Annotated in this window: 19 protein-coding genes and 1 pseudogene; 11 read left to right on the forward strand and 9 right to left on the reverse strand. The window is 72.1% G+C overall.

Annotation, left to right across the window (positions count from 1 at the left end; genetic code table 11):
* Window positions 1-99 precede the first annotated feature (99 nt).
* The 3 genes from ACIBLC_RS09945 to ACIBLC_RS09955 all read left to right on the forward strand — a co-directional run bounded on the left by ACIBLC_RS09945 (window position 100) and on the right by ACIBLC_RS09955 (window position 3,189).
* Window positions 100-1,254: a sensor histidine kinase gene (locus ACIBLC_RS09945; RefSeq protein ID WP_399210258.1), complete on the forward strand. Its 1,155-nt coding sequence runs from the start codon at window positions 100-102 to the stop codon at window positions 1,252-1,254.
* A 14-nt stretch (window positions 1,255-1,268) separates the two neighbouring features.
* Window positions 1,269-1,931: a response regulator gene (locus tag ACIBLC_RS09950; RefSeq protein ID WP_399210259.1), complete on the forward strand. Its 663-nt coding sequence runs from the start codon at window positions 1,269-1,271 to the stop codon at window positions 1,929-1,931.
* Between the two features lie 100 nt (window positions 1,932-2,031).
* Window positions 2,032-3,189, forward strand: coding sequence for an ROK family transcriptional regulator (locus ACIBLC_RS09955; RefSeq protein ID WP_399210260.1), 1,158 nt, complete (start codon window positions 2,032-2,034; stop codon window positions 3,187-3,189).
* Window positions 3,190-3,731: 542 nt separating this feature from the next.
* Here the strand turns inward: ACIBLC_RS09955 and ACIBLC_RS09960 are convergent.
* Both ACIBLC_RS09960 and ACIBLC_RS09965 read right to left on the reverse strand, forming a co-directional pair.
* Entirely contained in the window at window positions 3,732-4,493 is a 762-nt protein-coding gene (locus tag ACIBLC_RS09960) for a GntR family transcriptional regulator (RefSeq protein WP_399210261.1), read from the reverse strand.
* A gap of 297 nt (window positions 4,494-4,790) precedes the next feature.
* Window positions 4,791-5,675, reverse strand: a complete 885-nt coding sequence (locus tag ACIBLC_RS09965; RefSeq protein WP_399210262.1) for an RNA polymerase sigma-70 factor — start codon at window positions 5,673-5,675, stop codon at window positions 4,791-4,793.
* Window positions 5,676-5,881: 206 nt separating this feature from the next.
* Here ACIBLC_RS09965 and ACIBLC_RS09970 point away from each other — a divergent pair, with 206 nt between their 5' ends.
* Window positions 5,882-6,712, forward strand: coding sequence for an alpha/beta fold hydrolase (locus tag ACIBLC_RS09970; protein WP_399210264.1), 831 nt, complete (start codon window positions 5,882-5,884; stop codon window positions 6,710-6,712).
* A 93-nt stretch (window positions 6,713-6,805) separates the two neighbouring features.
* Here the strand turns inward: ACIBLC_RS09970 and ACIBLC_RS09975 are convergent.
* Window positions 6,806-7,651 (reverse strand): annotated as a pseudogene (locus tag ACIBLC_RS09975) (EamA family transporter); the annotation flags it as partial.
* Here ACIBLC_RS09975 and ACIBLC_RS09980 point away from each other — a divergent pair.
* From ACIBLC_RS09980 to ACIBLC_RS09995, 4 genes are all read left to right on the forward strand, one after another.
* Entirely contained in the window at window positions 7,642-9,114 is a 1,473-nt protein-coding gene (locus ACIBLC_RS09980; RefSeq protein ID WP_399210265.1) for a PLP-dependent aminotransferase family protein, read from the forward strand. The pseudogene ACIBLC_RS09975 and the gene ACIBLC_RS09980 sit on opposite strands and share 10 nt — an antisense overlap.
* Window positions 9,115-9,234: 120 nt before the next feature.
* The gene (locus tag ACIBLC_RS09985; RefSeq protein WP_399210266.1) at window positions 9,235-10,830 is read left to right on the forward strand and encodes an alkaline phosphatase D family protein; all 1,596 of its coding nucleotides are present in this window, start codon (window positions 9,235-9,237) and stop codon (window positions 10,828-10,830) included.
* A gap of 237 nt (window positions 10,831-11,067) precedes the next feature.
* Window positions 11,068-12,498, forward strand: coding sequence for a GNAT family N-acetyltransferase (locus tag ACIBLC_RS09990; protein ID WP_399210267.1), 1,431 nt, complete (start codon window positions 11,068-11,070; stop codon window positions 12,496-12,498).
* A 135-nt stretch (window positions 12,499-12,633) separates the two neighbouring features.
* Window positions 12,634-13,818: a GDSL-type esterase/lipase family protein gene (locus ACIBLC_RS09995; RefSeq protein ID WP_399210268.1), complete on the forward strand. Its 1,185-nt coding sequence runs from the start codon at window positions 12,634-12,636 to the stop codon at window positions 13,816-13,818.
* A gap of 14 nt (window positions 13,819-13,832) precedes the next feature.
* Here ACIBLC_RS09995 and ACIBLC_RS10000 read toward each other — a convergent pair whose 3' ends face one another.
* A complete protein-coding gene (locus ACIBLC_RS10000) occupies window positions 13,833-15,035 on the reverse strand; it encodes a trans-sulfuration enzyme family protein (RefSeq protein WP_399210269.1) in 1,203 nt (400 codons plus the stop codon).
* A gap of 59 nt (window positions 15,036-15,094) precedes the next feature.
* On the opposite strand from ACIBLC_RS10000, the gene ACIBLC_RS10005 reads away from it, so the two are divergent.
* Both ACIBLC_RS10005 and ACIBLC_RS10010 read left to right on the forward strand, forming a co-directional pair.
* Window positions 15,095-15,577, forward strand: a complete 483-nt coding sequence (locus tag ACIBLC_RS10005; protein ID WP_383685499.1) for an Lrp/AsnC family transcriptional regulator — start codon at window positions 15,095-15,097, stop codon at window positions 15,575-15,577.
* A 67-nt stretch (window positions 15,578-15,644) separates the two neighbouring features.
* The gene (locus ACIBLC_RS10010; RefSeq protein ID WP_399210271.1) at window positions 15,645-17,336 is read left to right on the forward strand and encodes a DUF885 domain-containing protein; all 1,692 of its coding nucleotides are present in this window, start codon (window positions 15,645-15,647) and stop codon (window positions 17,334-17,336) included.
* 86 nt (window positions 17,337-17,422) lie between these two features.
* Here ACIBLC_RS10010 and ACIBLC_RS10015 read toward each other — a convergent pair whose 3' ends face one another.
* Both ACIBLC_RS10015 and ACIBLC_RS10020 read right to left on the reverse strand, forming a co-directional pair.
* Window positions 17,423-17,938: an immunity 21 family protein gene (locus tag ACIBLC_RS10015; RefSeq protein WP_399210272.1), complete on the reverse strand. Its 516-nt coding sequence runs from the start codon at window positions 17,936-17,938 to the stop codon at window positions 17,423-17,425.
* 123 nt (window positions 17,939-18,061) lie between these two features.
* Entirely contained in the window at window positions 18,062-18,559 is a 498-nt protein-coding gene (locus ACIBLC_RS10020) for a rhodanese-like domain-containing protein (RefSeq protein WP_399210273.1), read from the reverse strand.
* Between the two features lie 159 nt (window positions 18,560-18,718).
* On the opposite strand from ACIBLC_RS10020, the gene ACIBLC_RS10025 reads away from it, so the two are divergent.
* Window positions 18,719-19,165, forward strand: a complete 447-nt coding sequence (locus tag ACIBLC_RS10025) for an Lrp/AsnC family transcriptional regulator (RefSeq protein WP_399210274.1) — start codon at window positions 18,719-18,721, stop codon at window positions 19,163-19,165.
* Between the two features lie 91 nt (window positions 19,166-19,256).
* Here ACIBLC_RS10025 and ACIBLC_RS10030 read toward each other — a convergent pair whose 3' ends face one another.
* From ACIBLC_RS10030 to ACIBLC_RS10040, 3 genes are all read right to left on the reverse strand, one after another.
* Window positions 19,257-22,244: an AAA family ATPase gene (locus ACIBLC_RS10030; RefSeq protein ID WP_399210275.1), complete on the reverse strand. Its 2,988-nt coding sequence runs from the start codon at window positions 22,242-22,244 to the stop codon at window positions 19,257-19,259.
* Window positions 22,245-22,515: 271 nt separating this feature from the next.
* The gene (locus ACIBLC_RS10035; RefSeq protein ID WP_399210276.1) at window positions 22,516-23,679 is read right to left on the reverse strand and encodes an exonuclease SbcCD subunit D; all 1,164 of its coding nucleotides are present in this window, start codon (window positions 23,677-23,679) and stop codon (window positions 22,516-22,518) included.
* A 238-nt stretch (window positions 23,680-23,917) separates the two neighbouring features.
* A complete protein-coding gene (locus ACIBLC_RS10040; RefSeq protein ID WP_399210278.1) occupies window positions 23,918-25,486 on the reverse strand; it encodes an oleate hydratase in 1,569 nt (522 codons plus the stop codon).
* Window positions 25,487-25,616 lie beyond the last annotated feature (130 nt).

The raw sequence follows: 25,616 nt of genomic DNA on the forward strand, positions 1-25,616 counted from the left end.
CTGGCCTCCGGTGAGGGGCCGTCACCTCCCCCGCGGGAGGAAAACGTCTCCCCCGCCCGGGGGACGCACGTCGTCGGTGCGGCCTGCCACGATGACCCAATGGCCCGATTTCTGCGCCCGCTGCTCCGGGGGACCACGTACACGCGTCTGCTGCACCTGTGGGTGCCGATGCTGTTCGTCAGCGTGTGGTTGTTCATCGACATGACGAAGCCCTGGGTGCCCGCGGTGCTGCTGATCCCGCTGGGGCTGGTGCCGGCCGTACGACGGGGCGAGGGTGTGCAGGCGCAGTTCATGCTGGCGCGCGGCGGCGGCGAGGCGGCCTTCTCGGTCGCGCCTTCGCGCACCTGGCGGGACCGGTGGCGGACCGTGCTCTGGCTGGAGGTCCGGCTGGTGGGCGGGTGGGTGGCTTGTGGGGTCACCGTCTGGCTGCCGCTGATCGCCTTCGATCTCGTCTACGCGGCGACCGGCCACGACACGACCGACAACCCCTTCGTGCCGGTCTCGGACCCGCACTGGGCCTACGCACTGCTCTTCCCGCTGCCGCTGCTCGCCCTGTACGGCGCGGTCGTGGGCCTCGGCGAGCTGATCACGGCGATAGGGCGCCGTCTCCTCGGCCCTTCCTCCAGCGAGCGGCTCGCCGCCCTGGAGGAGCGCACCGATCAGCTCCTGGAGCGCAACCGCATCGCGCGCGAGCTCCACGACTCCATAGGTCACGCGCTGACCGTCGCCGTGGTGCAGGCCGGTGCGGCCCGGGCGGCCGGCGACCCCGCGTTCACCGACCGGGCGCTGGGCGCCATCGAGGACACCGGCCGGGCCGCGCTGGAGGACCTGGAGCGGGTACTCGGCGTGCTGCGGGAGGCGGAGCGTCCGGTGAGCAGCCGTCCCTCGTTGGCGGAGGCGGACCGGCTGCTGGAGTCGGCGCGCTCCTCCGGCGCCAAGGTCGACGCGGAGGTGACGGGTCCGGTGGAGACCGTGCCGGGACCGGTGTCCCGCGAGGGTTACCGCATCCTTCAGGAATCGCTCACCAACGTCCTGAGGCATGCCGGGAGCGTCCCGGCCCGGGTCCGTATCGAGGTCCGGGACGACAGCCTCGTTCTGGAGGTCCGCAATGCGCTCACCGCGGAGATACCGGGGCCCGGCCGGGGCAGCGGGCTGCGGGGGATACGGGAGCGTGCGGCGCTGCTCGGCGGGCGGGCACGGACGGGACCCGAGGAGGGTGACTGGCAGGTGCATGTAGAGCTGCCGCTGCGCTGATCTACGCTGGCCGGATGCCGGTCACCGTTCTGCTCGTCGACGACGAACCCCTCGTACGCGCCGGTCTGCGTGCCGTGCTGGAGGCCCAGCCCGACATCGAGGTCGTCGGGGAGGCGGCCGACGGTGCCGCGGTGATCCCCCTGGTGCGGCAGCTGCGGCCCGACGTGGTCGCCATGGACGTACGGATGCCGCTGATGGACGGCATCGAGGCCACCCGCGCGGTGCTGCGGACGGTGGACGATCCGCCGAAGATCCTGGTGGTGACGACGTTCGAGAACGACGAGTACGTCTACGAGGCGCTGCGCGCCGGAGCCGACGGGTTCCTGCTGAAGCGGGCGCGGCCCGCCGAGATCGTGCACGCGGTGCGGCTCGTCGCCGAGGGCGAGTCGCTGCTGTTCCCCGCCTCGGTACGGCAGTTGGCCGCCGAATACGGGGACAGCGCCGGGAATCCCGCCGCGCGGGCCGCCATGGAGCGGGCCGCCTTGACCGAGCGGGAGGCGGAGGTGCTGCGGCTGATGACCAGGGGTCTGTCGAACGCGGAGATCGCCACCCGGCTGATCGTCGGGGGCGAGACCGTCAAGTCCCACGTCAGCGCCGTACTGACCAAGCTTGGGGCCCGGGATCGCACGCAGGCGGTCATCGCGGCGTACGAGTCGGGCTTCGTGGCGCCGGGATGATTCCGACCCGTCGGTAGGTAACTGACCCCCGGCACTCGCCGGGGTCCGCCGCGGCCGAGTACGATCCGGCCAACACGCGCACGAGCTGGGAGGACGGACGTTGGGGCAGTTGACCGGCGGGGACCCCTCTCTGCTGCGAAGGATCAATTCCGCGGTGGTGCTGCACGCGCTGCGCACCACGGACTGCGCGACCCTCACCGAGATCACCCGGGTGACCGGGCTGTCCCGGCCCACGGTCGAAGGAGTCGTCGAGGGACTGATGGAGGCCGGACTCGTCGTCGAGAAGGCGGCCGAGGAGGGCGCTGCCCGGCGCCAGGGACGGCCGGCCCGGAGGTTCCGCTTCCGGGCCGAGGCAGGTCATCTTCTGGGCCTGGAGATCGGCCCGCACCGGGTCGCCGCGCTCCTCTCGGACCTGGACGGCCGGGTGCTGGGCGCCATGTCGAAGGACGTGGAGGAGACGGCGTCGGCCGACGAGCGGCTGGAGCGGTTGCGTACGGCCGTCGCCGAGCTGCTGCGCCGGGCGGGGGTCGCCCGCAGCTCGCTGCGCGCGGTCGGGGTGGGCAGCCCGGGGATCGTCGAGGCGGACGGGACCGTACGCCTGGGCACGGCGCTGCCGGAGTGGACGGGCCTGCGCCTCGGTGAACGGCTGAGCCGGTCCTTCAAGTGCCCTGTGCTGGTCGAGAACGACGCCAACGCGGCGGCGGTCGCCGAGCACTGGAAGGGCGCGGCCACCGAGTCGGACGATGTCGTGTTCGTGCTGGCCGGGCTGAGCCCGGGCGCCGGTTCGCTGATCGGCGGACGGCTGCACCGGGGCTACGGGGGCGCGGCGGGCGAGATCGGCGCGCTGCATCTGCTGGGCCGCGAGGTGACGCCGGAGACGCTGCTGTCCACCACGGACGAGCCGTTGCACCCGCTGGACGAACAGGCCGTGGCCGAGGTGTTCGCGTATGCCCGGAGCGGTGATCAGCGGGCCGTTGCGGCGGTCGACCGCTTCATCCAGCGTCTGGTGCACGATGTCGCGGCGCTGGTCCTGGCGCTCGACCCCGAACTCGTCGTCATCGGCGGCTGGGCGGCCGGTCTGGACGGCGTACTGGAGCCGCTGCGGCGCGAGTTGGCGCGTTACTGCCTGCGCCCGCCGAGGGTGACCCTCTCGCTCCTGGGCGAGGCTGCCGTGGCGACGGGCGCCCTGCGGCTGGCTCTCGACCATGTGGAGGAGCAGTTGTTCGCTGTCGAGGGCACCGTGACCGCGCGCCGCTGAGCGGAACGGGCCTGCCCGTCCGAGCCGTTGAGCGGAACCGGCCCGCCGGGACAGCGGCGCCGGGCGCAACCGGTCTGCCAGGCAGCGCCACGAGCGGAACGAGCCCGCCGGGCAGCGCCGCCGAGCGCAACCGGTCCACCGGGCCGCGCCACGAGCGCAACCGGCTTGCCAGGCAGCGCCACGAGGGGAACGGGTCCGCCGGGCAGCGTCGCCGGGCACAGCCGGTCCACCGGACAGCGGCACTTAGCGCAACCGGTCCACCGGACAGCGCAACTGAGCGGAACCAGGGCGCCGATCTCGCCCGCCGCGCCCCCCGTAGCCCCGGTGCAGCCCTCCGCCACTTAGCGGACCCAGCGCGCGAGCCGCCCCGTCGAGCGGGACCCGCCGACCAAGCCGCACCGTCGGGCACAACCCGCCCACCAGGCCGCACCGCTGAGCACAACCAGCCCATCGGGCAGACGAAGGCGTCCCGCGCCGGAACCCTCCGGGGCGGGACGCCTTCGTACGACGGATTCGGCGCTCGACGCCGGACCGCCCGCGGCTCAGGAAGCCTTGCGCTCCGGGTCGTGGTGTATCTCCACGCCACCCGAGTCGCCGAAGGTCAGCCGGCAGGTGTCGGCGCGGTACGTGGCGACGGAGACCGCCGCGGTGCGTCCCCCGGCGAAGAAGCGGGTCGTGACGACGAGGACGGGCGCTCCGGGAAGCCGGTCGAGCTCCTTGGCGTCGTCCGCGCGGGCGGAGCCGAGCTCCACGGCGCTGTCCTGAGAGTCCAGGTCCAGGCGCTGGAGCTCACGCAGCACCGCACGCGCGCGTGCGGCACCCGAGGGTGCGTCGATCGCGGACAGGTCGGGCACCGAGGACGCCGGGATGTAGAGCAGTTCGGCGGCGACCGGCTGGCCGTGCGTCACCCGGGAGCGGCGCACCATGTGCACCTGCTCGTCCTCCGCCGACTCGAGGATGCCGACGACGCCCGTGGGCGGGACCGCCACCGTGCAGTCCACGGGTTGCCAGGCGTCGCCGACCGCGCCCGGCCACACACGCTGTTCGGATCCGACGGCCACGCCCACGCGCGGCGGGGCGACAGTGGTGCCCACGCCACGGCGGCGCTGTAGCCGGCCTTCCAGTTCGAGTTGTTCGAGAGCCTGCCTGAGCGTGGCTCGGGCGACCCCGAACCGGGCCGCCAGGTCCCGCTCGTTGGGCAGAACCTCGCCCACCGAGAACTCGGAGTCCAATGCCTCGGTCAGCACGGTCTTCAGATGCCAGTACTTCGGCTCCGGCACCGCTTCCAGCTGCTGGGTCCCCACCCTGGTCCTCCGCAATCGCCGTGTCCCGGCGGCGTTTTAGCGCCCTTGTTTATTAAAGGTTCCTGCACTATCCCTGCGACCATATGTCCGCCCCCACCCTTGGTCAAGACCAATCCTCAATCCCTGACGGATTGCACAGGGTGTTGCCGCAGAGCGTTCACGGGGCGTTCGTGCGGGGTGACGTTCCCGACACAACGCCGTAAAGCCCCCGTCGACAAGGCGGGGGCTCGCGGTGACCGCACGGGCCGGGCAGCCGGGCCCGGGAATCCGCTGACCTGCTACCGGCTCACCGCCGGCCTACTCCTCGGCGAGTGACAGCAGCTTCTCGGGGTTGCGCATGACGTATACGCGCTGGATCCGGCCGTCTCCGACGTCCAACTGGAAGACGCTGTCGGGCTTGCCGCCGGACAGGATCAGGATCGCGATGCCGCCGTTGAGTTCCAGGAAGCGGAACGACACGTCGGTGACGCCCTTGCGGGCCACTCCGTTGAGGAACCGCCCCACCTTGTCGGCGGACTCGATGACCCGCGACGGCGCCTTGGACAGTCCGCCGCTGTCGCCGATCAGCCGCACGTCGGGGGCCAGCAGCGACATGAGGCTCGCCAAGTCGCCCTCGGTCGCCGCGGCGAGGAACCGTTCGGTGAGCTCGCGGCGTTCGGCCGGGTCGACCTCGTAGCGCGGGCGCCGTTCGTCGACGTGCCGGCGGGCCCGGCCGGCGAGTTGGCGTACGGCGGGCTCGCCCCGGTCGAGGATGGCGGCGATCTCCGCGTACGGAAACCCGAAGGCCTCCCGGAGGACGAACACCGCGCGCTCCAGGGGCGAGAGGGACTCCAGGACGACGAGGACGGCGAGCGAGACGGAATCGGCGAGCACGGCACGCTCCGCGGTGTCGGGGACGGTGTCCCCGAAGTCGGTGGCGTACGGCTCGGGGAGCCACGGTCCCACGTACGCCTCCTTCCGCGACCCCAACTGGCGCAACCGGTCGATCGCGAGCCGGGTGGCGACCCGCACCAGGTAGCCGCGCGGTTCGCGCACCTCGGACCGGTCGGCGCCGGACCACCGCAGCCAGGCTTCCTGGACCACGTCCTCCGCGTCGGCCACCCGGCCGAGCATGCGATAGGCGACGCCCATCAGAACGGGGCGGTGCTCTTCGAAGACGTCAGTCACGGTGTCGTGGGCCACGGCTCCATCCCATCCGACTCGCCATGCCCGTGTCCAGGCGGGATGGATCGACAGGGCGTACGCGTGGGCGGTTCGTGATGTCGGCCCGCGCGGTTCGTGACATCGGCCCGCGCGGATCGCGTCCACCGAGGTCTACCCATCGGTAACATTTGCTGACACGCTGTCTACGAGACGGCCCGTCAGCGTCCCAGACAAGGAGCAGCATCATGTCCGCCACGGTCTCCTTCAGCCTCCCCTCTCCGCGCGGCCCGAGGACCGTGACGCTGTCCTACGCGCGCGTGGGCACGGGCGAGCCGCTGCTCCTGCTGCACGGCATCGGCCACCACCGGCAGGCCTGGGACCCGGTCGTCCACCTGCTGGCGGCCGAGCGCGACGTCATAGCCGTCGATCTGCCCGGCTTCGGCGAGTCCCCGGCGCTGCCCGACGGGCTCACGCACGATCTGGAGACAGTGGTGCCCGCGCTCGCCGCGCTGTGCGAGGCGCTGGAGATCGAGCGGCCTCATGTGGCCGGCAACTCCCTGGGCGGCCTGCTGGCACTGGAGTTGGGCCGCGAGAAGCTCGTACGGTCCGTCACGGCGTTCTCGCCCGCCGGGTTCTGGTCGCAGGCCGAGCGGCGGTACGCCTTCGGTGTGCTGCTCGCGATGCGGCAGGCCGCGCGGGGCATGCCCGTCCCGCTGGTCGAGCGGCTCTCGCGTACGGCGGCGGGACGGGCGGTGCTGACGAGCACCATCTACGCCCGCCCGGCCCGCCGTTCACCCGAGGCCGTCGTCGCGGAGACCCTCGCGCTGGCCCGCGCCGAGGGTTTCACCCCGACTCTCCGGGCGGGCGGCTCCGTCCGGTTCACCGACGACGTCGCCGGACTTCCGGTCACCGTGGCCTGGGGCACCAGGGACCGGCTGCTGGTGCGCCGCCAGGGGATCCGCGCGAAGCGGATCATTCCGCGCGCCCGGCTGGTCAGGCTGCCCGGCTGCGGGCACGTCCCGATGAACGACGATCCGGCGCTCGTCGCCCGCGTCATCCTCGACGGCAGCCGCTGACCGGCGGCCGACGCGCGCCAGCACACCCGACCCCAGGGCGACCCCGGCGCCGACCAGCGCGCTCCCGACGGCCTGTGCGGCGCCGTAGGAGCCCGTGCCGACGAGCGGCGCGGTGCCGGCCGCCGCGACGGGGATGAGCCCGGAGAAGAGCGTGGCGCGTTCGGCGCCGATCCGTCGCATGCCCGTGTACCAGCACACGAAGCCGACGACCGTGACCACCACTGCCTGCCACAGCAGCGCGGCGGCCTCGGTCACGTCCGGCCGCCGCAGCCAGGCGCCGCCGTCGACGAGCACGCCGGCCGCCGCCGACTCGGCCGCGGCGATCCCGCAGACCGTGGCCGACAGCAGCCGTGGACCCAGCGGACGGAGCAGGGGCACGGCGAGGACCGCGAAGCCCACCTCGCCGACGAGCGCGCCCACGGAGTACGCGATCCCCGTGACGTCCGTACGGCCCCACCCCTGGACGGCGAAGGCGCCCACCGCCACGAGCAACGCCCCGTACAGGACCAGGCGTTGCGGGCGGCGGCCGTCCCGAAGGGGGATGACGACGGCCACGACCACCGGGGCGCAGCCCACGAAGACGCCCGGAACCGCTGGTTCCGCCGTCCGTTCGGCGGCGATCACCGCGAGGTTGAAGCCGACCATGCCGACCGCCGCGAGCAGCGCGAGGCGGCCCCACTGGCGCGGTGCGAGCCTGCGCAGCGGTGCCGCGCCGCCTCGGCCGACCAGCGGCAGCAGGAGCACGCAGGCGAGTCCGTAGCGAAGGAACTGGCCGCCCGCGTACGGGTATCGGCCCAGCAAGCTGTTGGCGGTGAAGGAGGCTCCGACGAGGACACAGGCGAGGGCGGCGAGCAGGGCGCCCCGGACGGGGGTGACGTTCATGGCAGCGACGCTATGAACGGACGCGGTCCGGTTTAAGGTCCACTTCCATGACGTCATCGGGGACCAATGCGAGGGACACCCCACCCCTCGGGTCCGAGGGACCGGCGCCGACCCCCTGGGCCGCCGCCTGGGAGCTGCTTCTGCCGGCCGCGTCGGCACCGGCACGCGCGCGTGGGCGCACGCTTCAGGAGGCGCTGCGCGAGTCGGTCCGTTCGGGGCGGCTCGCGCCGGGCACCCGGCTGCCGGCGAGCCGTGAACTCGCGGCCGACCTCGCGGTGTCCCGGGGGCTGGTCACGGAGGCGTACGAGCAGCTGACCGCGGAGGGCTATCTGCGCAGTGGCCGGGGTGCCGGGACCTGGGTCGGCGAGGCCGCGCGGGCCGCCCGTCCACGCGCGCGTGATCTGGCTCCGCGACCCGCCGACGCCCGCGCCGACTTCGTTCCCGGTACGCCCGACCTGTCGCTGTTCCCGCGAGCGGCGTGGACGGCCGCGCAGCGCGGGGTGCTCGCCGAACTCCCGCACCACGCACTGGGTTACCCGGATCCGCGCGGGCTGCCCCGGCTGCGCACGGCCCTCGCCGAGCTGCTCGCGCGACGCCGTGGTGTCGTCGCCGAACCGGAGCGGATCGTCGTGGTCTCCGGGGTCGCGCAGGCGATGACGCTGCTCGGATTCGTGCTCCACGCGCGCGGGGTGCGTGACGTCGGCGTCGAGGATCCGGGCAGCCCCGAGCACGGCGCGCTGTTCGCCTCGGCCGGCGTCGGCACCGTACCGCTGCCGCTGGACGGAGAGGGGCTGGCCCCTGGACCGCTGGAGGCCTCGGGCGTACGGGCGGTGGTGACGACGCCGGCCCACCAGTTCCCCTCGGGGATCGCGTACTCCGCGGAGCGCCGGGCCGAACTGCTGGACTGGGCGAGGTCCTCGGACGGCCTGGTGATCGAGGACGACTACGACGGGGACTTCCGCTACGACCGTCCCCCGGTGGGTTCGCTCCAGGGGCTCGACCCGGAGCACGTCGCCTACACGGGGTCGGTCAGCAAGTCCCTCGCGCCGGGGCTGCGGCTCGGCTGGCTGCTCGTGCCGGAGTCGCTGGCCGAGGAGGTCGTCGAGCGCAAGCGCACCATGGATCTCGGGAACCCCGTGGTCGACCAGGCACTCCTGGCCCGCTTCGTCGAACGGGGCGACTACGACCGGCAGTTGCGCCGCTGCCAACGCGCCTACCGGGAACGGCGCGACACCCTCGTAGCCGCTCTCGAGGAGCACTTCCCCGGCACGGAGGTGTCCGGGATCGCGGCGGGCCTGCACGTGATCGCCGTGCTGCCCGCGCGGTACGGGCCACGGGACCGTTTCCTGCGGCGGGCGGCGGCGGAGGGTGTGGCCGTACGTCCGCTGGCGCACTACGGGGAGGCTGTGGACGACGGCGTACGGCTGGTGCTGGGGTACGCGCACCTCTCCCCCGCGCGGATCCGCGACGGGGTACGGCTGATGGCCGACGCCGTCCGGATCCGAGACGCGCGCCCCTGAACCGCACACCGGTTCCATCGCCCTGACGGTCAGGTGTTCACTTGTGGTTTCCGTGCGCGCTGCGGCGCACCAGTAGTTGTGGCATTGCCCATTGGCCGAATCCGTCCCTGGAGGCGCGCAATGTCACACCGTCCGCAGAATCCGTTCCCCGGCCGCCGAGGTGTTCTGCGCGGCTCCCTCGCCGCCTCCGCCGCGCTGGCCCTGCCCACCACGCTCGGCGCGGCACCGGCGTTCGCCCTGTCCGGCCGGCCGAAGGCGGGGTGGGGCGTCCAGACCGGAGACGTGACCGCCGACTCCGGGCTGGTGTGGGTACGGTCCGACCGCCCGGCCCGGATGATCGTCGAGACGTCGGCGACCGAGTCGTTCCGCCATACCCGCAGGTGGCGGGGGCCGCTGCTCGGCGCGGGAACCGACTTCACGGGGACGACCCGGCTGCACGGGCTGCCCGCGGGCGAGCAGATCCACTACCGCGTGCTGCTCGCGGACCCCGACGACCCGCGTCGTACCGGCGAGCCGGTGACCGGCACTTTCCGGACGGCCCCCGCCGGGCGGCGCGACGGGGTGCGTTTCCTGTGGTCGGGCGACCTGGCGGGACAGGGCTGGGGCATCAACCCGGACCTCGGCGGCTACCGGATCTACGACGCCATGGCCAGGCTCGACCCGGACTTCTTCCTGTGCAGCGGCGACAACATCTACGCCGACGGCCCGATCACGGCAACGGCGGCGCTTCCGGACGGCAGCACCTGGCGCAACATCACCACCGAGGAGAAGTCAAAGGTCGCCGAGACGCTGGCAGAGTTCCGCGGCAACTTCCGCTACAACCTGCTGGACGAGAACCTCAAACGTTTCAACGCCCAGGTTCCGTCGGTCATCCAGTGGGACGACCACGAGGTGCGCAACAACTGGTACCCCGGTGAGGTGATCGCGGCCTCGGACACCCGCTACACCGAGAAGAGCGTCGACGTCCTGGCCGCCCGGGGCCGCCGCGCGTTCAGCGAGTACTTCCCCCTCCCGACGCTGCGGCCGGACAACCAGGACGGCCGGGTGTACCGGGTCCTGCGCCAAGGCCCGCTCCTGGACGTCTTCGTGCTGGACATGCGGACCTACCGCAACGCCAACTCCCCCGGCACCCAGACCACCGACCCACAGGGCATTCTCGGCGCCGAGCAACTTCAGTGGCTCAAGCGGGAGTTGTCGCGGTCGCGAGCGGTGTGGAAGGTGATCGCCGCGGACATGCCGATCGGCCTGGTCGTGCCGGACACCACCGAGGGGCAGCCGAACATCGAGGCCGTCGCCCAGGGCGACCCGGGTGCGCCGCTCGGGCGCGAGCTCCAGATCGCGGAGCTGCTGCGGTACGTCAAGCACCGGCGGATCACGGGCACGGTGTGGCTGACGGCCGACGTGCACCACACCTCGGCGCAGCACTACCAGCCGTCCCGGGCTGCCTTCACCGACTTCGAACCGTTCTGGGAGTTCGTCTCAGGACCGCTCAACGCCGGCGCCTTCCCGGCGAGCGCGCTGGACAACACCTTCGGTCCGGAGCGGGTGTTCGTGAAGGCGCCGACCGCCTCGAACGTCTCGCCCGCGGGCGGCTACCAGTTCTTCGGCGAGGTCGACATCGACGGCCACAGCGGCGAACTGACGGTGCGGCTGCGCGAGCAGGACGGAAGTGTGCTGTTCACGCGGGTACTCCAGCCCGGGCGCGTGGGGCAGTAGCACCCGGGAGCCGGGGTGACGGGTCGTCGTGACCGATGACTCTCCCCTAACCTTGAACCGCCGACCGCGCACCGGAGTCATCCCCCGGTGCGCGGTCTTGTTCGCGGTCCCCTCCCTGAGGGCAATGAAGTCGTTAAAAAAACAACAAAAGGTACAGAAGGACACTTTACCGATCAGTCACAGACCGTTCGTGATCACGCAACACGGTTCCTTCACAGTGACTGTATGACTCCAGACATGACTGACGTGACGCGAACGAAGCACGGGCGACCCGTTCACCACTGGCGGCGGGACCTCGTGGAGCTCGCCGCCCTGTTCACGGCCGTCGCGGTCGCGGACGGCGTCGCCAACCTGATCGGGCACGGTCCCGACGGCAAGGCCCTGTTGATGATCTCGGCCGTCGTCCTGGTCGCCACGGCCGCCTTCCACACATGGTGGGCACGACACCACGGTCACGCGCCCCCGGCGGGCCATACGGGCGCCGGGCCGCTACCCGACGTACGCCGGGCAGAGCAGTCCGAGGACTCCGCGGCCGCTCCTGAAGCCGTCCCCGGGGTGACCACGCTGTGGCGGATGCGGACGACGGTGAAGGACGCGCCGGGATCGCTGGCCTCACTGTGCTCGGCACTGGCGCGGCACCGGGTCGACATCCTCAGCCTCCAGACGCATCCGCTGGCAGAGGGCACCGTGGACGAGTTCCTGCTGCGCTCGCCCGGCGACCTGGCCGCCTCCGACATGACGCGCGCCGTCTCGCTGGCGGGCGGCACGGAGACCTGGATCGAGCGGGCCGACGCCCACGACCTGGTCGACGCGCCGACACGGGTACTGGGTCTGGCCACCCGCACAGCCCTCGACGCGGCCGAACTGCCCCTCGCGCTCAGGCAGTTGCTCGGCAGGTGCACCATCCGCTCGCTGCCCGCCAGGTCGCCGGGGTCCGGTCGGGCCGAGGAGGGCGCACCCGTCGAGGGGGCACTCGAGGGCACGGTGATGCGTCTGCGGGTTCCGGAGGGCGGGATGATCACGGTGGAGCGGCCGTATCTGCCGTTCACGCCGACGGAGTTCGCGCGGGCTCGGGCACTGGTCGAGTTGGACGCGCGGCTGGGCCCGCGGATCCCGCGCAGCCAGGACGTGCTGACGCTGCCCGAGGGCAACGCCATCAGCGTGCGGCGGGCCGACGCCTCCGATGTCGAGGCCGCCAAGGCCATGCACGAGCGCTGCTCGCCGCGCACCCTGAGCATGCGCTACCACGGTCCCGTCGGCGACGCCGACCGCTACCTCAACCACCTGCTCAGCCCGCGCTTCGGCCGCACCCTCGCCGTACAGACGGCCTCCGGGCGCGTCGTCGGGCTCGGTCACCTCCTCTGGGACGGCGACGAGACGGAGATCGCGCTCCTCGTCGAGGACGACTGGCAGCGCCGCGGTATCGGCGCCGAACTGCTCGGCCGGCTGGTCGCGATGGCGGTCGAGGCGAGCTGCGAGAGCGTGTACGCCGTCACGCAGGCCTCCAACACCGGCATGGTCGCCGCGATGCGCGGCCTCGGCCTTCCCCTCGACTACCAGATCGAGGAAGGCACCCTGGTCATCACGGCCCGCCTGGACGCCGCACCGGTGACGTCACGACTGCCGCACGACGAGGGGCAGCGCGGGGAGCGGGTCGTACGGGACTAGTCCCGCTGGCGCGGGCCCGTTTTCCATGGGTACGGGGCGGGGCGTCACCCACTCCACCCCCGCGCCCCGCCCATCCGGCCTCCGCAACCCCGATATTCGTGTGCGGACCAGCTATCCCGTTGACATGCTGAGGCCATGAACCATCAGCGCGACTGGATCTCCACGCCCATCACCGCCGACCTCGTGCGCGGTGCGCTCGATCTGGAGCGCACCGAGCACGGGGTGCTGCCGCACCGGCTGCCCGCCCGGGCGCGCGCTCAGTACGCCGAGGGGCAGTTGGCCATGGCGGAGGCCCAGCCGTCCGGCGTACGGCTGGCCTTCCGTACCCGGGCCACCGCCGTCGAACTGGACACGCTCCCCACCAAGACCGTCTACCAGGGCGCCCCGCCGCGTCCCGACGGGATGTACGACCTGCTCGTCGACGGCGAGCTGACCGAACGGACGAGCGCGCCCGGCGGCAATGTCCTGACCGTGGACATGACGGCCGGCTCCGCCGAGACCCGGCCCGGACCCGTCGGCACCGTCCGGTTCGACGGACTGCCCGACCGCGAGAAGAACGTCGAGATCTGGCTGCCGTACAACGAGATCACCCAGCTGGTCGAGCTGCGCACCGACGCCCCCGTCGAACCCGTGCCGGACGGCGGTCGCAAGGTGTGGCTGCACCACGGCAGTTCGATCAGCCACGGGTCCAACGCGGAGAGCCCCAGCACGACCTGGCCCGCGCTGGCCGCCTCGCTCGGCGGAGTGGAACTGATCAACCTGGGTCTGGGCGGCAGCGCCATGCTCGACCCGTTCACCGCCCGCGCGCTGCGTGACACTCCCGCCGACCTGATCAGTGTCAAGATCGGCATCAACGTGGTCAACGCCGACGTGATGCGCCTGCGTGCCTTCACCCCGGCGGTGCACGGTTTCCTCGACACCATCCGCGAGGGACACCCCAGCACGCCGCTGCTGCTCGCCTCCCCCATCCTGTGTCCCATCCACGAGGACACCCCCGGCCCGAGCCTCCCGGACTTCAGCAATCTCGGTGAGGGGCAGCTCCAGTTCATGGCGGCCGGAGACCCCGCGGAGGTCGCCGCCGGGAAGCTGACGCTCAACGTCATCCGGGACGAGCTCGCCCGCATCGTGAAGCAGCGGGCGGCCGACGACCCCAACCTGTACTACCTCGACGGCCGGGAGCTCTACGGCGAGGCGGACTCCGCCGAGCTGCCACTGCCCGACCAGCTCCACCCGGACGCCGCCGCCCACCGCCGTATCGGCGAGCGCTTCGCCGAACTGGCCTTCCGCACCGGCGGACCGTTCGCCGTCCGTCCTGCCTGAGAACCCCGGGCGGGTCAGGACCGAGCACCGGGCCCGCCCAGCGCCCCGTCCAGGTCGGCCCACAGATCGTCCACGTCCTCCAGCCCCACCGAGAGCCGCAGCAGCCGGTCGCCGACCCCGGCGTCGCGGCGGTCCGCCGGGTCGACGACACGGTGACTGATGGACGCCGGATGCTGGATGAGACTGTCCACGCTGCCGAGGCTCACGGCGGGAGTGATCAGCCGGACCCCGGCGATGACGGCGTGCGGGTCGCCGTGCACCTCGAAGGCGATCATGGCGCCGCCGACGCGCGGATAGTGGACGCGGGCCACCCGCGGGTCGGCGGTGAGCCGGCGGGCCAGTTCCGCGGCGTTCGAGGACGCGGCCCGGACCCGTACGGGCAGGGTCGACAGGCCGCGCAGGAGCAGATAGCCGGCCAGCGGATGCAGAACGCCTCCCGTGGCGAACCGCACCTGCCGCAGCCGCCCGGCGAACTCCTCGTCGCAGGCCACCACCCCGGCCATCACGTCGCCGTGGCCGCCCAGGTACTTGGTGGCACTGTGCAGCACCAGCCGCGCGCCCTGCTCGGCGGGGCGTTGCAGCACCGGCGTGGCGAAGGTGTTGTCGGCGAGCAGGGGCACGGACCCGCAGGCGTGCGCGACGGCCCGCAGGTCGATCTCGGCGAGCGTCGGGTTCGCCGGGGACTCGACCATCACCAGGCCCGTGTCGGGGCGCAGCGCGTCCGCTATTCCGGCCGGGTCGACCCAGGTCACCTCCGAGCCCAGCAGCCCGGCGGTGAGCAGGTGGTCGCTACAGCCGTACAGGGGCCGTACGGCGACGACATGGCGCAGCCCCAGCGCGTTGCGTACGAGCAGTACGGCACTCAGCGCGGCCATGCCGCTCGCGAACGCGACGGCGCTCCCGGTGCCTTCGAGGCGGGCGAGGGCGGTCTCGAAACGGGCGACGGTCGGGTTCCCGAGCCGGCCGTAGACGGGCGGACCCTGCGGTTCGGCACCGTCCGTGGCGAACGCGTCGATCCGGGCGGCCTCGCCGCGGCTGTCGTACGACGGATAGGTCGTGGAGAGATCGATCGGTGCCGCGTGCAGTCCCTGCCGGGCGAGGTCCTCGCGCCCGGCGTGTACGGCCTCGGTGGCGAGTGCGCGGGTACGGCCGGCGCCATGGGAGGAGGGTGTCGTCGTCGGTCTCGGGTCGCGTGTGCCGTAGCTGACGGAGTCCATGGCATGAGCCTGAACAGAGACCGGGAAGATGGCGGGAAAACCCGTGCTACGTTCGCCGCATGGCTGATTCCGTCGTACTGGATCCGGTGGATCTCCATCTGCTGCGGCTGTTGCAGAACGACGCCCGGACGACGTACCGCGATCTCGCCGCGCAGGTGGGTGTCGCGCCCTCGACGTGTCTGGACCGGGTGACCAGACTGCGCCGTGCGGGAGTCATTCTCGGCCATCAGCTGCGGCTGGATCCGGCGAAGCTGGGGCGGGGCCTGGAGGCCTTGCTGTCCGTGCAGGTCAGGCCGCACCGGCGGGAGTTGGTCGGGCCGTTCGTGGACCGGATCAGGGCGTTACCGGAGTCGCGTACCGTCTTCCATCTCACCGGGCCCGACGACTATCTGGTCCATGTCGCGGTCGCCGACATGACTGATCTGCAGCGGCTGGTCCTGGACGAGTTCACCTCCCGGCGTGAGGTGGCCCGCGTCGAGACCCGGTTGATCTTCCAGCAGTGGGACTGCGGTCCCCTGTTGCCACCGCGCCGCGAGGGCTGACCGGAGGGGCCACGCCCTCGGCGAATCCCTGGTGACGCGGACCGTGTCCTCGTACGAGGATGGCCGCATGTCACAGACGAAGAGCCCGCTGCCCCGCGAGGTCGCCGACGCGTATGTCGACGATCTCATCGCCCTCGACCCGGTCACCGGCACCTATCTCGGCGACACGGCGAGTTCCGGCAGACTGCCGGACTTCTCGCCCGCGGGCCAGGACGCTCTGGCCGACCTGGCGCGCAGGACGCTGGAGCGGCTCGACGAGGCGGAACGGCAGCCGGGCGCGGACAGTGACATCGAGCGCCGCTGCGGCCGTCTGCTGCGCGAGCGGCTCAGCGCCGAACTCGGCGTCCACGACGCCGACGACAACCTGCGTCTGGTCGGGAACATGCACACGCCCGCGCACTCGGTGCGCGAGGTCTTCACGATCACGCCCACCGAGACGGACGAGGACTGGGCCGCGGTCGCGGAACGGCTGCGCGCGGTGCCGGCGGCGCTGGCCGGCTACCGCCAGTCCCTCGCCCTCGGCCTGGAGCGCAAGCTGTACGGGAGCCCGCGCCCGACCGCGACGTTCATCGAGCAGCTCACGGAGTGGACCGACTCCGACGGGCAGGGCCGCGGCTGGTACGAGGACTTCGTGGCCCCGGGTCCCGAGGCACTGCGCGCCGAGCTGGACACCGCCGCCCGCACCGCGACCGAGGCCCTGGTGTCCCTGCGGGACTGGATGCGCGACGTGTACGCGCCGGCCGTCGAGGGCGCGCCGGACACGGTCGGCCGCGAGCGGTACGCTCGCTGGTCGCGCTACTTCAACGGTACGGATCTCGACCTCGACGAGGCGTACGCGTACGGCTGGGCCGAGTACCACCGCCTGTCCGCCGAGATGAGGCAAGAGGCCGAAAAGGTTCTGCCCGGCGCCGAGACCCCCTGGGTGGCCCTCGCGCACCTCGACGAGCACGGCACGCACATCGAGGGCGTGGACGAGGTCCAGGCCTGGCTCCAGAACCTGATGGACCAGGCGATCGAGGCGCTGGACGGGACACACTTCGAACTCGCCGAGCGGGTACGGAAGGTGGAGTCGCGTATCGCGCCGCCCGGCAGCGCCGCGGCGCCGTACTACACGGCACCGTCGGAGGACTTCTCGCGCCCGGGACGCACCTGGCTGCCGACGATGGGCCAGACCCGTTTCCCCGTGTACGACCTGGTCTCGACCTGGTACCACGAGGGCGTTCCCGGGCACCACCTCCAGCTCGCGCAGTGGGTGCATGTCGCGGGGGACCTCTCCCGCTACCAGGCCACCATCGGCGGAGTCAGCGCCAACGCCGAGGGCTGGGCGCTGTATGCGGAACGGCTGATGGACGAACTCGGCTTCCTCACCGACGCTGAGCAGCGTCTCGGCTACCTGGACGCGCAGATGATGCGCGCGACGCGGGTCATCGTCGACATCGGTATGCACCTGGAACTGGAGATCCCGGCGGACTCGCCCTTCCACCCGGGTGAGCGCTGGACTCCCGGGCTGGCGCAGGAGTTCTTCGGCGCGCACAGCAGCCGTCCGGCCGACTTCGTGGAGAGCGAGCTGACCCGCTACCTGACCATTCCGGGCCAGGCCATCGGCTACAAGCTCGGCGAGCGTGCCTGGCTGCTGGGCCGCGAGAACGCCCGGAAGCGTCACGGCGACGCCTTCGACGCGAAGGCCTGGCACATGGCGGCCCTGTCGCAGGGGTCGCTGGGCCTGGACGACCTGGTGGACGAGCTGTCCCGGCTCTGAGAGCGGCTACGGCGGCCCCGCTCCCCCTGGTGCAAACGGGGGGAGCAGGGCCGTTCCATGGGCGCCGGAGGCGATGAGAGCGCTCTCTAATCGGGTAGCCGCCGCAGTTGTACGAGGCCCACCCACGTCTCGGGTCCAGGCTCCGCGTACGTCGAGCGCACCGCGTACCGGCCCGGCTCCAGTGCGACCCTGATGTGCTCCGTCCGCGTCGAGGTGGTTCCGGGCCAGGCCGCGTCGAACAGGATCACGGCGCCGGGCACGTTCCAGTGCACCTCCGGCTCCCAGACCGCCGTTTCGAGTGCCGCCGGAACGCCTTTGAGCAGGTCGTCCTCGGAGTCGGCCGCGCACCAGCGTACGAAGGCGCCGTGCTCGGGCAGGTAGGAGGTCGAGGCCGGTTCGTCGCCGAGGACCAGGGCCCGGGTGTCGCCGACGGGGACGAGGCCGATGGAGCCGTCCACGTCACAGGCCCGGTCGTAGTCGGAGTACATCTCGTCGCCGTCCGCACCCGACCAGAAGGGCAGCACGATCTCCGGGATCACTATGAGCGGCCCGCCGCCCGACTCCACCCACTCGACCGTGCCCAAGCCGTCGTTTCTCGCCATGCGCAGAAGCTACACGCCGTTGATCCAGGGGGAGTTCGCCGTTGCCTCCGCTGTCCGAAACAGCACCCCCGGCGCTCTCCGGCCCCGAACTCGCTTACAGGCGCCCGAACGCGCTCACAGGGGTCAGCAGCCGCAGTCCTCCGCGTCCGTCGGCGCCGTCAGCGGGTCCACGGCGCGCCGCTCGGTCCCCTCCCAGGTCTCGAACTCGAAGCCCTCGCGGGCCCAGTACTCGAAACCGCCGAGCATCTCCTTGACCTGGAAGCCGAGTTCGGCGAGGGCGAGGGCCGCGCGGGTGGCGCCGTTGCAGCCGGGGCCCCAGCAGTAGGTGACGACCGGCACGGCCTTGTCGAGGAGTTGTTCGGCCTGGTCGGGAATGAGGGCGGTCGGCAGGTGGATCGCGCCGGGGACATGGCCCTGGTCCCAGGACTCGGGCGAGCGGGAGTCGAGGAGGACGAAGCCGGGGTCGCCGTCGGCGGCGAGGGCGGCGGCGACATCGGAGACGTCGGCGTGGAACGCGAGGCTCGCGCCGAAGTAGGCGGCGGCCTCGGCCGGAGTCGCCGGCGCGACGCGCAGAACGGCGTTCCCGGCGGTAGAGGTGCTGGTCACAGCGGTCACAGTCATGGTCCTGTCCTGCCTCCCGGTCCCGCCGGACCTATGCCGTCCGCATCGCCCGCTCGGGATTTCCTTCCCAGAAATCTACGTCCGGCGCCCCACTCCCTGAAGTGGCGATCCACGGCCTCACTCTTGATCGACCGGGGATTTCCCTGCTATCCATCGCACATGACCGCTTATTCCCCGGACGCCACCGACTGGCGCATCCTCGATGTCCTCCAGCGGGAGGGCCGGGCCAGTTTCGCCGAGCTGGCCCGTGCCGTCTCCATGTCCGCGAGCGCGGTCACCGAGCGCGTCCGGCGCCTGGAGGAGGCGGGTGTCATCCAGGGGTACGCGGCTGTCGTCGCCCCGGAGAACCTGGGCCTGCCGATCCTCGCGTTCGTGCGGCTCAGGTATCCGAACGGCAACTACAAGCCCTTCCACGACCTGGTCCTGGCGACGCCCGAGATCCTGGAGGCGCATCACGTCACCGGCGACGACTGCTTCGTCATCAAGGTCGCCGCGCGCTCGATGAGTCACCTCGAGGAGGTGGCCGGCAAGATCGGCACCCTGGGCTCGGTGACCACGAGCGTCGTCTACTCCTCGCCGCTTCCCCGGCGGCCGTTGGGGCACTGAACGATCGTGGGGGCGGGTGACGGATGCGGGGCGGTGGTGTTGGGTGACGGACGTCGGCCGGCGGTGGCGGTGCCCGTGCCGGCCGGCCGATTCAGTCCTGGTCGCCCCGCTGCCGTACGACCGAACCCGTTCGCCCCTTCACGACCTCCAACTGGGCGTGGATGCGGCGCCGCAGGTCCGCGACATGGCTGACGATGCCGACGCTGCGGTCGCGCTCGCGCAGTGAGTCGAGTACGTCGAGGACCTCGTCGAGGGTCTGGTCGTCGAGGCTGCCGAATCCCTCGTCGATGAAGAGCGTGTCGAGCCGCACTCCGCCCGCCTCGTCGGTGACGACGTCGGCGAGGCCGAGGGCCAGCGCGAGGGAGGCGAAGAACGTCTCGCCGCCGGAGAGTGTCGCCGTGTCGCGCTCGCGCCCGGTCCAGGCGTCCACGACATGCAGTCCGAGCCCGCTGCGGCCACGTCCGGCGCGGTCGTCGGAGTGGACGAGGGTGTAGCGGCCGGAGGACATGCGCCGCAGCCGTACGGTCGCGGCGGCGGCGACCTGTTCCAGCCGGGCGGCCAGGACGTAGGCCTCCAGGCGCATCTTGCGCTCGTTGTCCGCCGAGGTGCCGGCCGCGAGACCGGCCATGCGGGCCACCCGGTCGTAGACCTCCCGGAGCGGCGCCAGCCGGCGGGCGGAAGCGGTCGCGCGCGCGGACAGCCGGTCGAGCTCCCCGCAGCGCCGGGCCGCCGCGTCCTGCGCGGAAGCGGCGTCCCGCAGCCGGCGGTCGGCGGACTCGGCGGCCTGTTCGGCGCTCGACAGATCGGCGGGCGGCTGCTGGGCGGCAGCCACCGTGTCGGCCTCGGCGAGTACGGCCCGTACGGCCGCCTCCTCCGACTGCCAGGCGTCGAGCCGTCGTTGGAGGTCCCGGTGCGCCTCGTCGTCGAGCAGCGCGTCGGCAGCCGCCGTCGGCGTGTCGAACCCGGCGCGGAAGGCCGCGTCGGCGAGTCGCGCGTCGGCGTCCTTGAGCCGTTGCGCGGTGTCCTCGGCCGCGCGCACCGCGTCGGCGGCCTCGGTGAGCAGCGCGACCTGCCGCTCCAGTTGCGTGGCTCGCGCGGATACGCTGCCCGCGGCGCCCCGGGCCCGGTCCAACTCCTCCTCCAGGGAGGCCCTTTCCTTCTCGTTCCGGTCGCGGTACGACACCCGGGCCGCCGCGCGGAGTTCGGCCTGCTGCCGGGCGGCCACCCGTCGCTCGTGCTCGAGTCCGGCCTGCGCGAGCCGCTCACGCGCGGTGTGCAGCCCGGAGGCGGTGCTGTGCGCCTCGGCGTGTTCCCGCTCCAACTCCGCTGCCCGCTCGGCGAGTTGCGCGGTGGGCGCGTCCCCCGCCTCCGCGCTCGCGGCGGCCAGCGCCTCCCGGACCACACCGAGCCTCCGTTCGGCCTCGGTGCGCTGTTCGTCGGCCAACTGGTAGGCGGCGAGAGCCTGTTCCTCGGCCTCCCGGTCGACGTGTCCGGCGATCTTCCGTGCGGGCGCCGGGTGTTCGGTGCCCCCGCACACCGCGCAGGGCTCCCCGTCGACGAGACCGGCGGCGAGTTCCGCGGCGATGCCCTGGAGGCGCTGCTCCTTCAGGTCGAGCCAGTGTTCGCGGGCCTTCGTGGCACGCTCGCGGAAGGCGAGGGCCTGCTGCTGGGCGTCGTCCGTGTCGCGGGCGAACGCGTCGCGCTGGCGGGCCGCGTTGAGCCGGCTCCGTGCCGGGTCGCGCTGCACGGCGAGCTGTTCGGCGCGAGCCGCGGCCTCCTGCGCGGACTCGATGCGTGCCTCGAAGGCGGCGCGGGTCGCCTCCCAGTTGGAGAGCCAGCTCTCCGCGTCCTGGAGCACGTCCTCGTCGGCACGCTCCTGCCGGTCCAGCTCGACGCGCTCCGTGGCGAGTTCGGTCAGTCGGCGCTCGGCGCGGCGCGCCGACTCCAGGCCGCCCAGCTCCTCGGCCGCCCTTCGCGCGGCGGACCCCAGCCCGGGCACGCCCGCTCCGGCGAACGTCTCCGGCAGAGCGGCGCGCGCGCGTACCTCCTCGGTGCTCGCGCGCCGGTGCCCGGCCTCGGCGTCGTCGCGCAGGTCGAGCGCCGGGGCCACCGCCTCGGCCTTACGGCCGCGTTCCATCCGCGCCCGGGCCTCATCATGGGCTCCTGCCCGCTCCTCCAGACGCTCGGCCCGCTCCCGCGCCTCGGCGAACCGGCGCTGCAACCGGGCCGCCTCCCGTACGTCGTCCAGTACCCGGTCCGCGGTGGCCTGCGCGGACTCGGCGGCCGTACGGGCGCAGTGGGCGATGGTGAGCCGTTCGCGGGCGGCGCTGCGGGCGACGGCGGCCGCGCGCAGGATGGCGTCGGCGAGACCGGGGTCTCCCGGCGCGAGCTCGGGCAGCTCCATGGCGTCGCCCGCCGCCTGCTGCATGCGGTGCGCGTCGGCCAGCAACGCCGTGTCCCCATCACGTACTTCCGCCTCGGCCGCGCGCCGGCGTTCCGCGAGCCGCTTCTCGACCTCGGCGAACCGGTGTGTGTCGAAAAGGCGTCCGAGGAGTTTGCCGCGGGCCTCGGCGTCCGCCCGCAGGAAGCGTGCGAAGTCGCCCTGGGGAAGCAGCACGACCTGGCAGAACTGCTCGCGGCTCATACCGAGCAGTTGGGTGATCTCCTCGCCGATCTCCTGGTGGGAGCGGCTGAGGTCCTTCCAGGTTCCGGCCGACGCGTCGTACTCGCGCAGCCAGCTCTGCGCCTTCTCGGTCGTCGTGCCCGCGCCGCGCCTCTTGGCCCGCTCGAAGGGCGGCTGCCGGGTGATCTCCAACCGGCGTCCGGCTACGGTGAGTTCGAGGGTCACCTCGGTGCGGGTGGCGGGTGTCGCGTGGTCGCTGCGCAGCGAACCGCCCTGCCGGGCGCCCGGCACCGCTCCGTACAGCGCGAAGCAGACCGCGTCGAGCACGGACGTCTTGCCCGCGCCGGTCGGTCCGTGCAGCAGGAAGAGCCCTGCCGCCGACAGCTCGTCGAAGTCGACCCGCTGGGCTCCCCCGAAGGGCCCGAACGCGGTGATGTCCAGGCGGTGCAGTCTCATTCGGCGACCCCAGAGCAGGCGGCGGGACGCGGCATCCGAGGGGCACGCGTCGTCAGCGGGCGGCCCCTGTGCAGCCCCGCCGGACGAACCGCCCACAGGTGACACGTCGCCACCCGACGACCCCCGCGCGAACCTGCCGTCCGCGGAAGGTGCGTCATCATCGGGCGGCCCGAAAACTGCTCCCCCGGACGTGCCGTCAAGGGGGGATGAGGCGTCACCCGACGAGTCCGGCGCGAGTCCGCCGGACGTGCCGTCCGCGGGGGATGTGTCGTCACCGGGCGCCCTCCCCTACGGACTCGTCGGCGCGGACCGCGTCGAACGCGTCCCGCAGCACGGCCTGTTCACGGGCGTCGGGTCCCGCGCCGCGCACGTGGGCGACGAAGTCCTCCGCGATCTGCTGTTCGCCGCGGCCCGCCAGACGCCGGGCGTAGGAGAGGTCCGGGTCCTCCGGTGCCCGCTCCGGGTCGAAGACGAGGCTGATCGTGTGGGGGAAGCGGTCGGCCAGCCGGGCCATGGGATCGGCGGGGCGCACCGGGTCGGTGAGCGTCGCCTCGACCCACGCCTCCTCATGGCGCCCGAGGCCGGGATCGGCGAGCAGTTCCTCCAGCTTTCCCCGGAGGCGGGCGAGTTCCCGGGGGACGGGGCAGTCGACGCGCTCCGCGCCGAGCAGGCCCCCGGGTCCGAGGTCCACGAGCCACATGCTCTTGCGGTGGTCGGCCTCCGAGAAGGAGTACGCCAGCGGGGAGCCCGAGTAGCGGACGTGCTCGGTGATGGTCTGGCTGCCGTGCAGATGCCCGAGCGCGGTGTAGTCGACCCCGTCGAAGACCCCGGCGGGCACGGCGGCGACCCCGCCGACCGTGATGTCCCGCTCGCTGTCGCTGGCCAGGCCGCCGGTGACGAAGGCGTGGGCGAGGACCACGGAACGGGTGCCGGGCGCCCGCGTGGCGAGGTCGGCGCGGACCCGGTCCATCGCGGCGGCGAGTACCGCCTCGTGGCCCGCCTTCTCCACCCCGAACTGGTCCTTCACCAGGGCCGGTTCGAGATAGGGCAGTCCGTAGAAAGCGATGTCGCCGTGCGCGTCGGCGAGCACCACGGGGGTGCCGCAGGCCGAGGCGTCGGTCCGCAGGTGGATGCCGGCCCGCCCGATGAGCCCGGCGCCGACCCCGAGCCGGCGGGCCGAATCATGGTTCCCGGAGATCATCACCGTCGGCACGCCGAGGTCGGCCAGCCGGTGCAGGACGTCGTCGAAGAGCTCGACCGCGGCCAGCGGGGGCACCGCCCGGTCGTACACATCCCCCGACACGACCACCGCGTCGACCTCGCGCTCCCGCACGGTCGAGACGAGGTGGCCGATGAACTCGGACTGGGCACCGAGCATGTTCACCCGGTGGAACGCCCGGCCGAGGTGCCAGTCGGAGGTGTGCAGCAGTTTCAAGAAGCCGCTCCGACCTGCATGGTTCCCCCTTGTTGCGCCCCTGGACCCGGCACTGAACAGCACGGGCCCCGCTGTCAGCACCGACCACGCTAGCCGCTGTCAGCACCTGAACCACCACGGATGCCCGCATGCCACCCGCATCCGGCACCAATTTTCCCTTGATGTCCGGATTGGGGTCAGTGATGCCGACCACGCGGCCGGGCCGGGGGTCGAAACTCGGCCCGAGGTGAGCGCCGGGTCAGCGCCGGTGGAGTGTCTCCAGCGCCTCGATCAGGACCCTCGGGTCGTGCCCGCCCTTGTAGACCGGCGGTGGCTGCTTGTCGAGGTGGAGCAGGGTGGCCACCGCGGTCCGGGCGGTGCGCACGGAGTACTCGACGGTGAAGACGACGTCGTCGGGGACTTCGGCGTACTGGCCGATGAAGGCGAGGTTGGTGGATCCCTCGGGTACGACGGGCGGCCGGTCGCCGTGGCTGCGCACCAGGAACTGGCTGGTGATGTAGGGCATCACGGCGGGGATGACGATGGAGTTGTCGAGGATCCGGGGGCCCTCGTCGAAGCGGAGGTGGTGCAGGACCTCGTCGAGGATCTCCCGGCCGGAGCACTCCCGCATCGGCTTCTCGACGAAGTCGCCCTCCTTGTCCGGGAAGAGGGCGTATCCCCACCAGACGAAGGTGTCGTCGGGCTGCTCGCGGAAGTGCGGCTGGTGGTTGAGGACGATGGTCAGCAGCCAGCTGGAGTCCTTGAAGGTGATCAGGCCTCCCTTGCCGGCCTCGCTGCCGCTGAAGTCCTCCATCAGCTTGAAGAAGGTGGGGTCCTTGGTGGTGACGGTGAAGGACTCCCAACAGGAGTCCTCGATGGACGTGTCGAACACCGCCGGGTTTCCGAGGCCGGGCCGCTTGGCCGCGAGGGTCTCCCACAGGCGCCACGAGCCACTGGAGCGGGATGTGTCCAGCGCGGGCGCGGTGTCGGTGGAGCCCAGGGCGGAGTTGGCCGTCATCGACCCGTTGGTCACCAGGACCAGGTCGTCCGCGCCGACGGAGATCACCTCGTCATGGCCTCCCCGGGTCAGGGCGACGGCGGTCACCGTGAGCCCGTCCCCCGCCTCGGCGAACGTCAGATCCGTGACCCGGGTGCCGAGTTGAACGCTCACGCCCTGGTCGGTGAGCCACTTCAGCAGTGGGCGCACGATCGAGTCGAACTGGTTGAACCGGGTCCGGTAGATCCCCGACATGGAGTCGAAGGTCTTGAAGAGGTGCACGAACCGGTTCAGGTAGCGGCGGAACTCGATCGCGCTGTGCCAGGGCTCGAAGGCGAAGGTGGTGCACCACATCCACCAGAAGTTGGTGCGGAAGAAGCCCTCGCTGAAGCAGTCGGTGATCCGCTTGCCGTCCAGTTGCCGCTCGGGTGTCGCCACGCACTTGACCAGTTCCACGCGATCGCGCTCGGAGAAGCCCATGGAGTGCGCGTCGACGAGCTTGCCCGAGGCGTCGACCAGCCGGGCGTGGTCGCCCCAGGCGAAGTCCTCGTGGAAGGCGAAGGTGTCCTGCGTGACCGACTTCGACGGATCGTCCAGGGAGGGGATCGAGCCGAGCAGGTCGTAGGTGCAGTCGAAGTGCACCTCGAACATGCGCCCGCCGCGCATCGTGTATCCGGTCTCGGGCGAGCCTGCCGCGTCCAGGCTGCCGCCCTCACGCTCCTGCTCCTCCAGGATCACGATGTCGGAGCCCGCGAAGCCCCCGTCCCGGATCAGGAACGCCGCCGCCGACAACGCCGCGATGCCACTTCCCACCAGGTATGCCTTCGCCATGCTTGGACTCCCTACTCAGAGACGTGGCCGTACGTCACTCGCCCAGGACGCACCGATTGCACGATATCCGCATATTTGTCCACCGGCTTTTCGGGCCATACCCCTTGAGCGGCCGGTGCCCCGGAAGGGC

Source organism: Streptomyces sp. NPDC050535, assembly GCF_044457665.1.
Classification (GTDB): domain Bacteria; phylum Actinomycetota; class Actinomycetes; order Streptomycetales; family Streptomycetaceae; genus Streptomyces.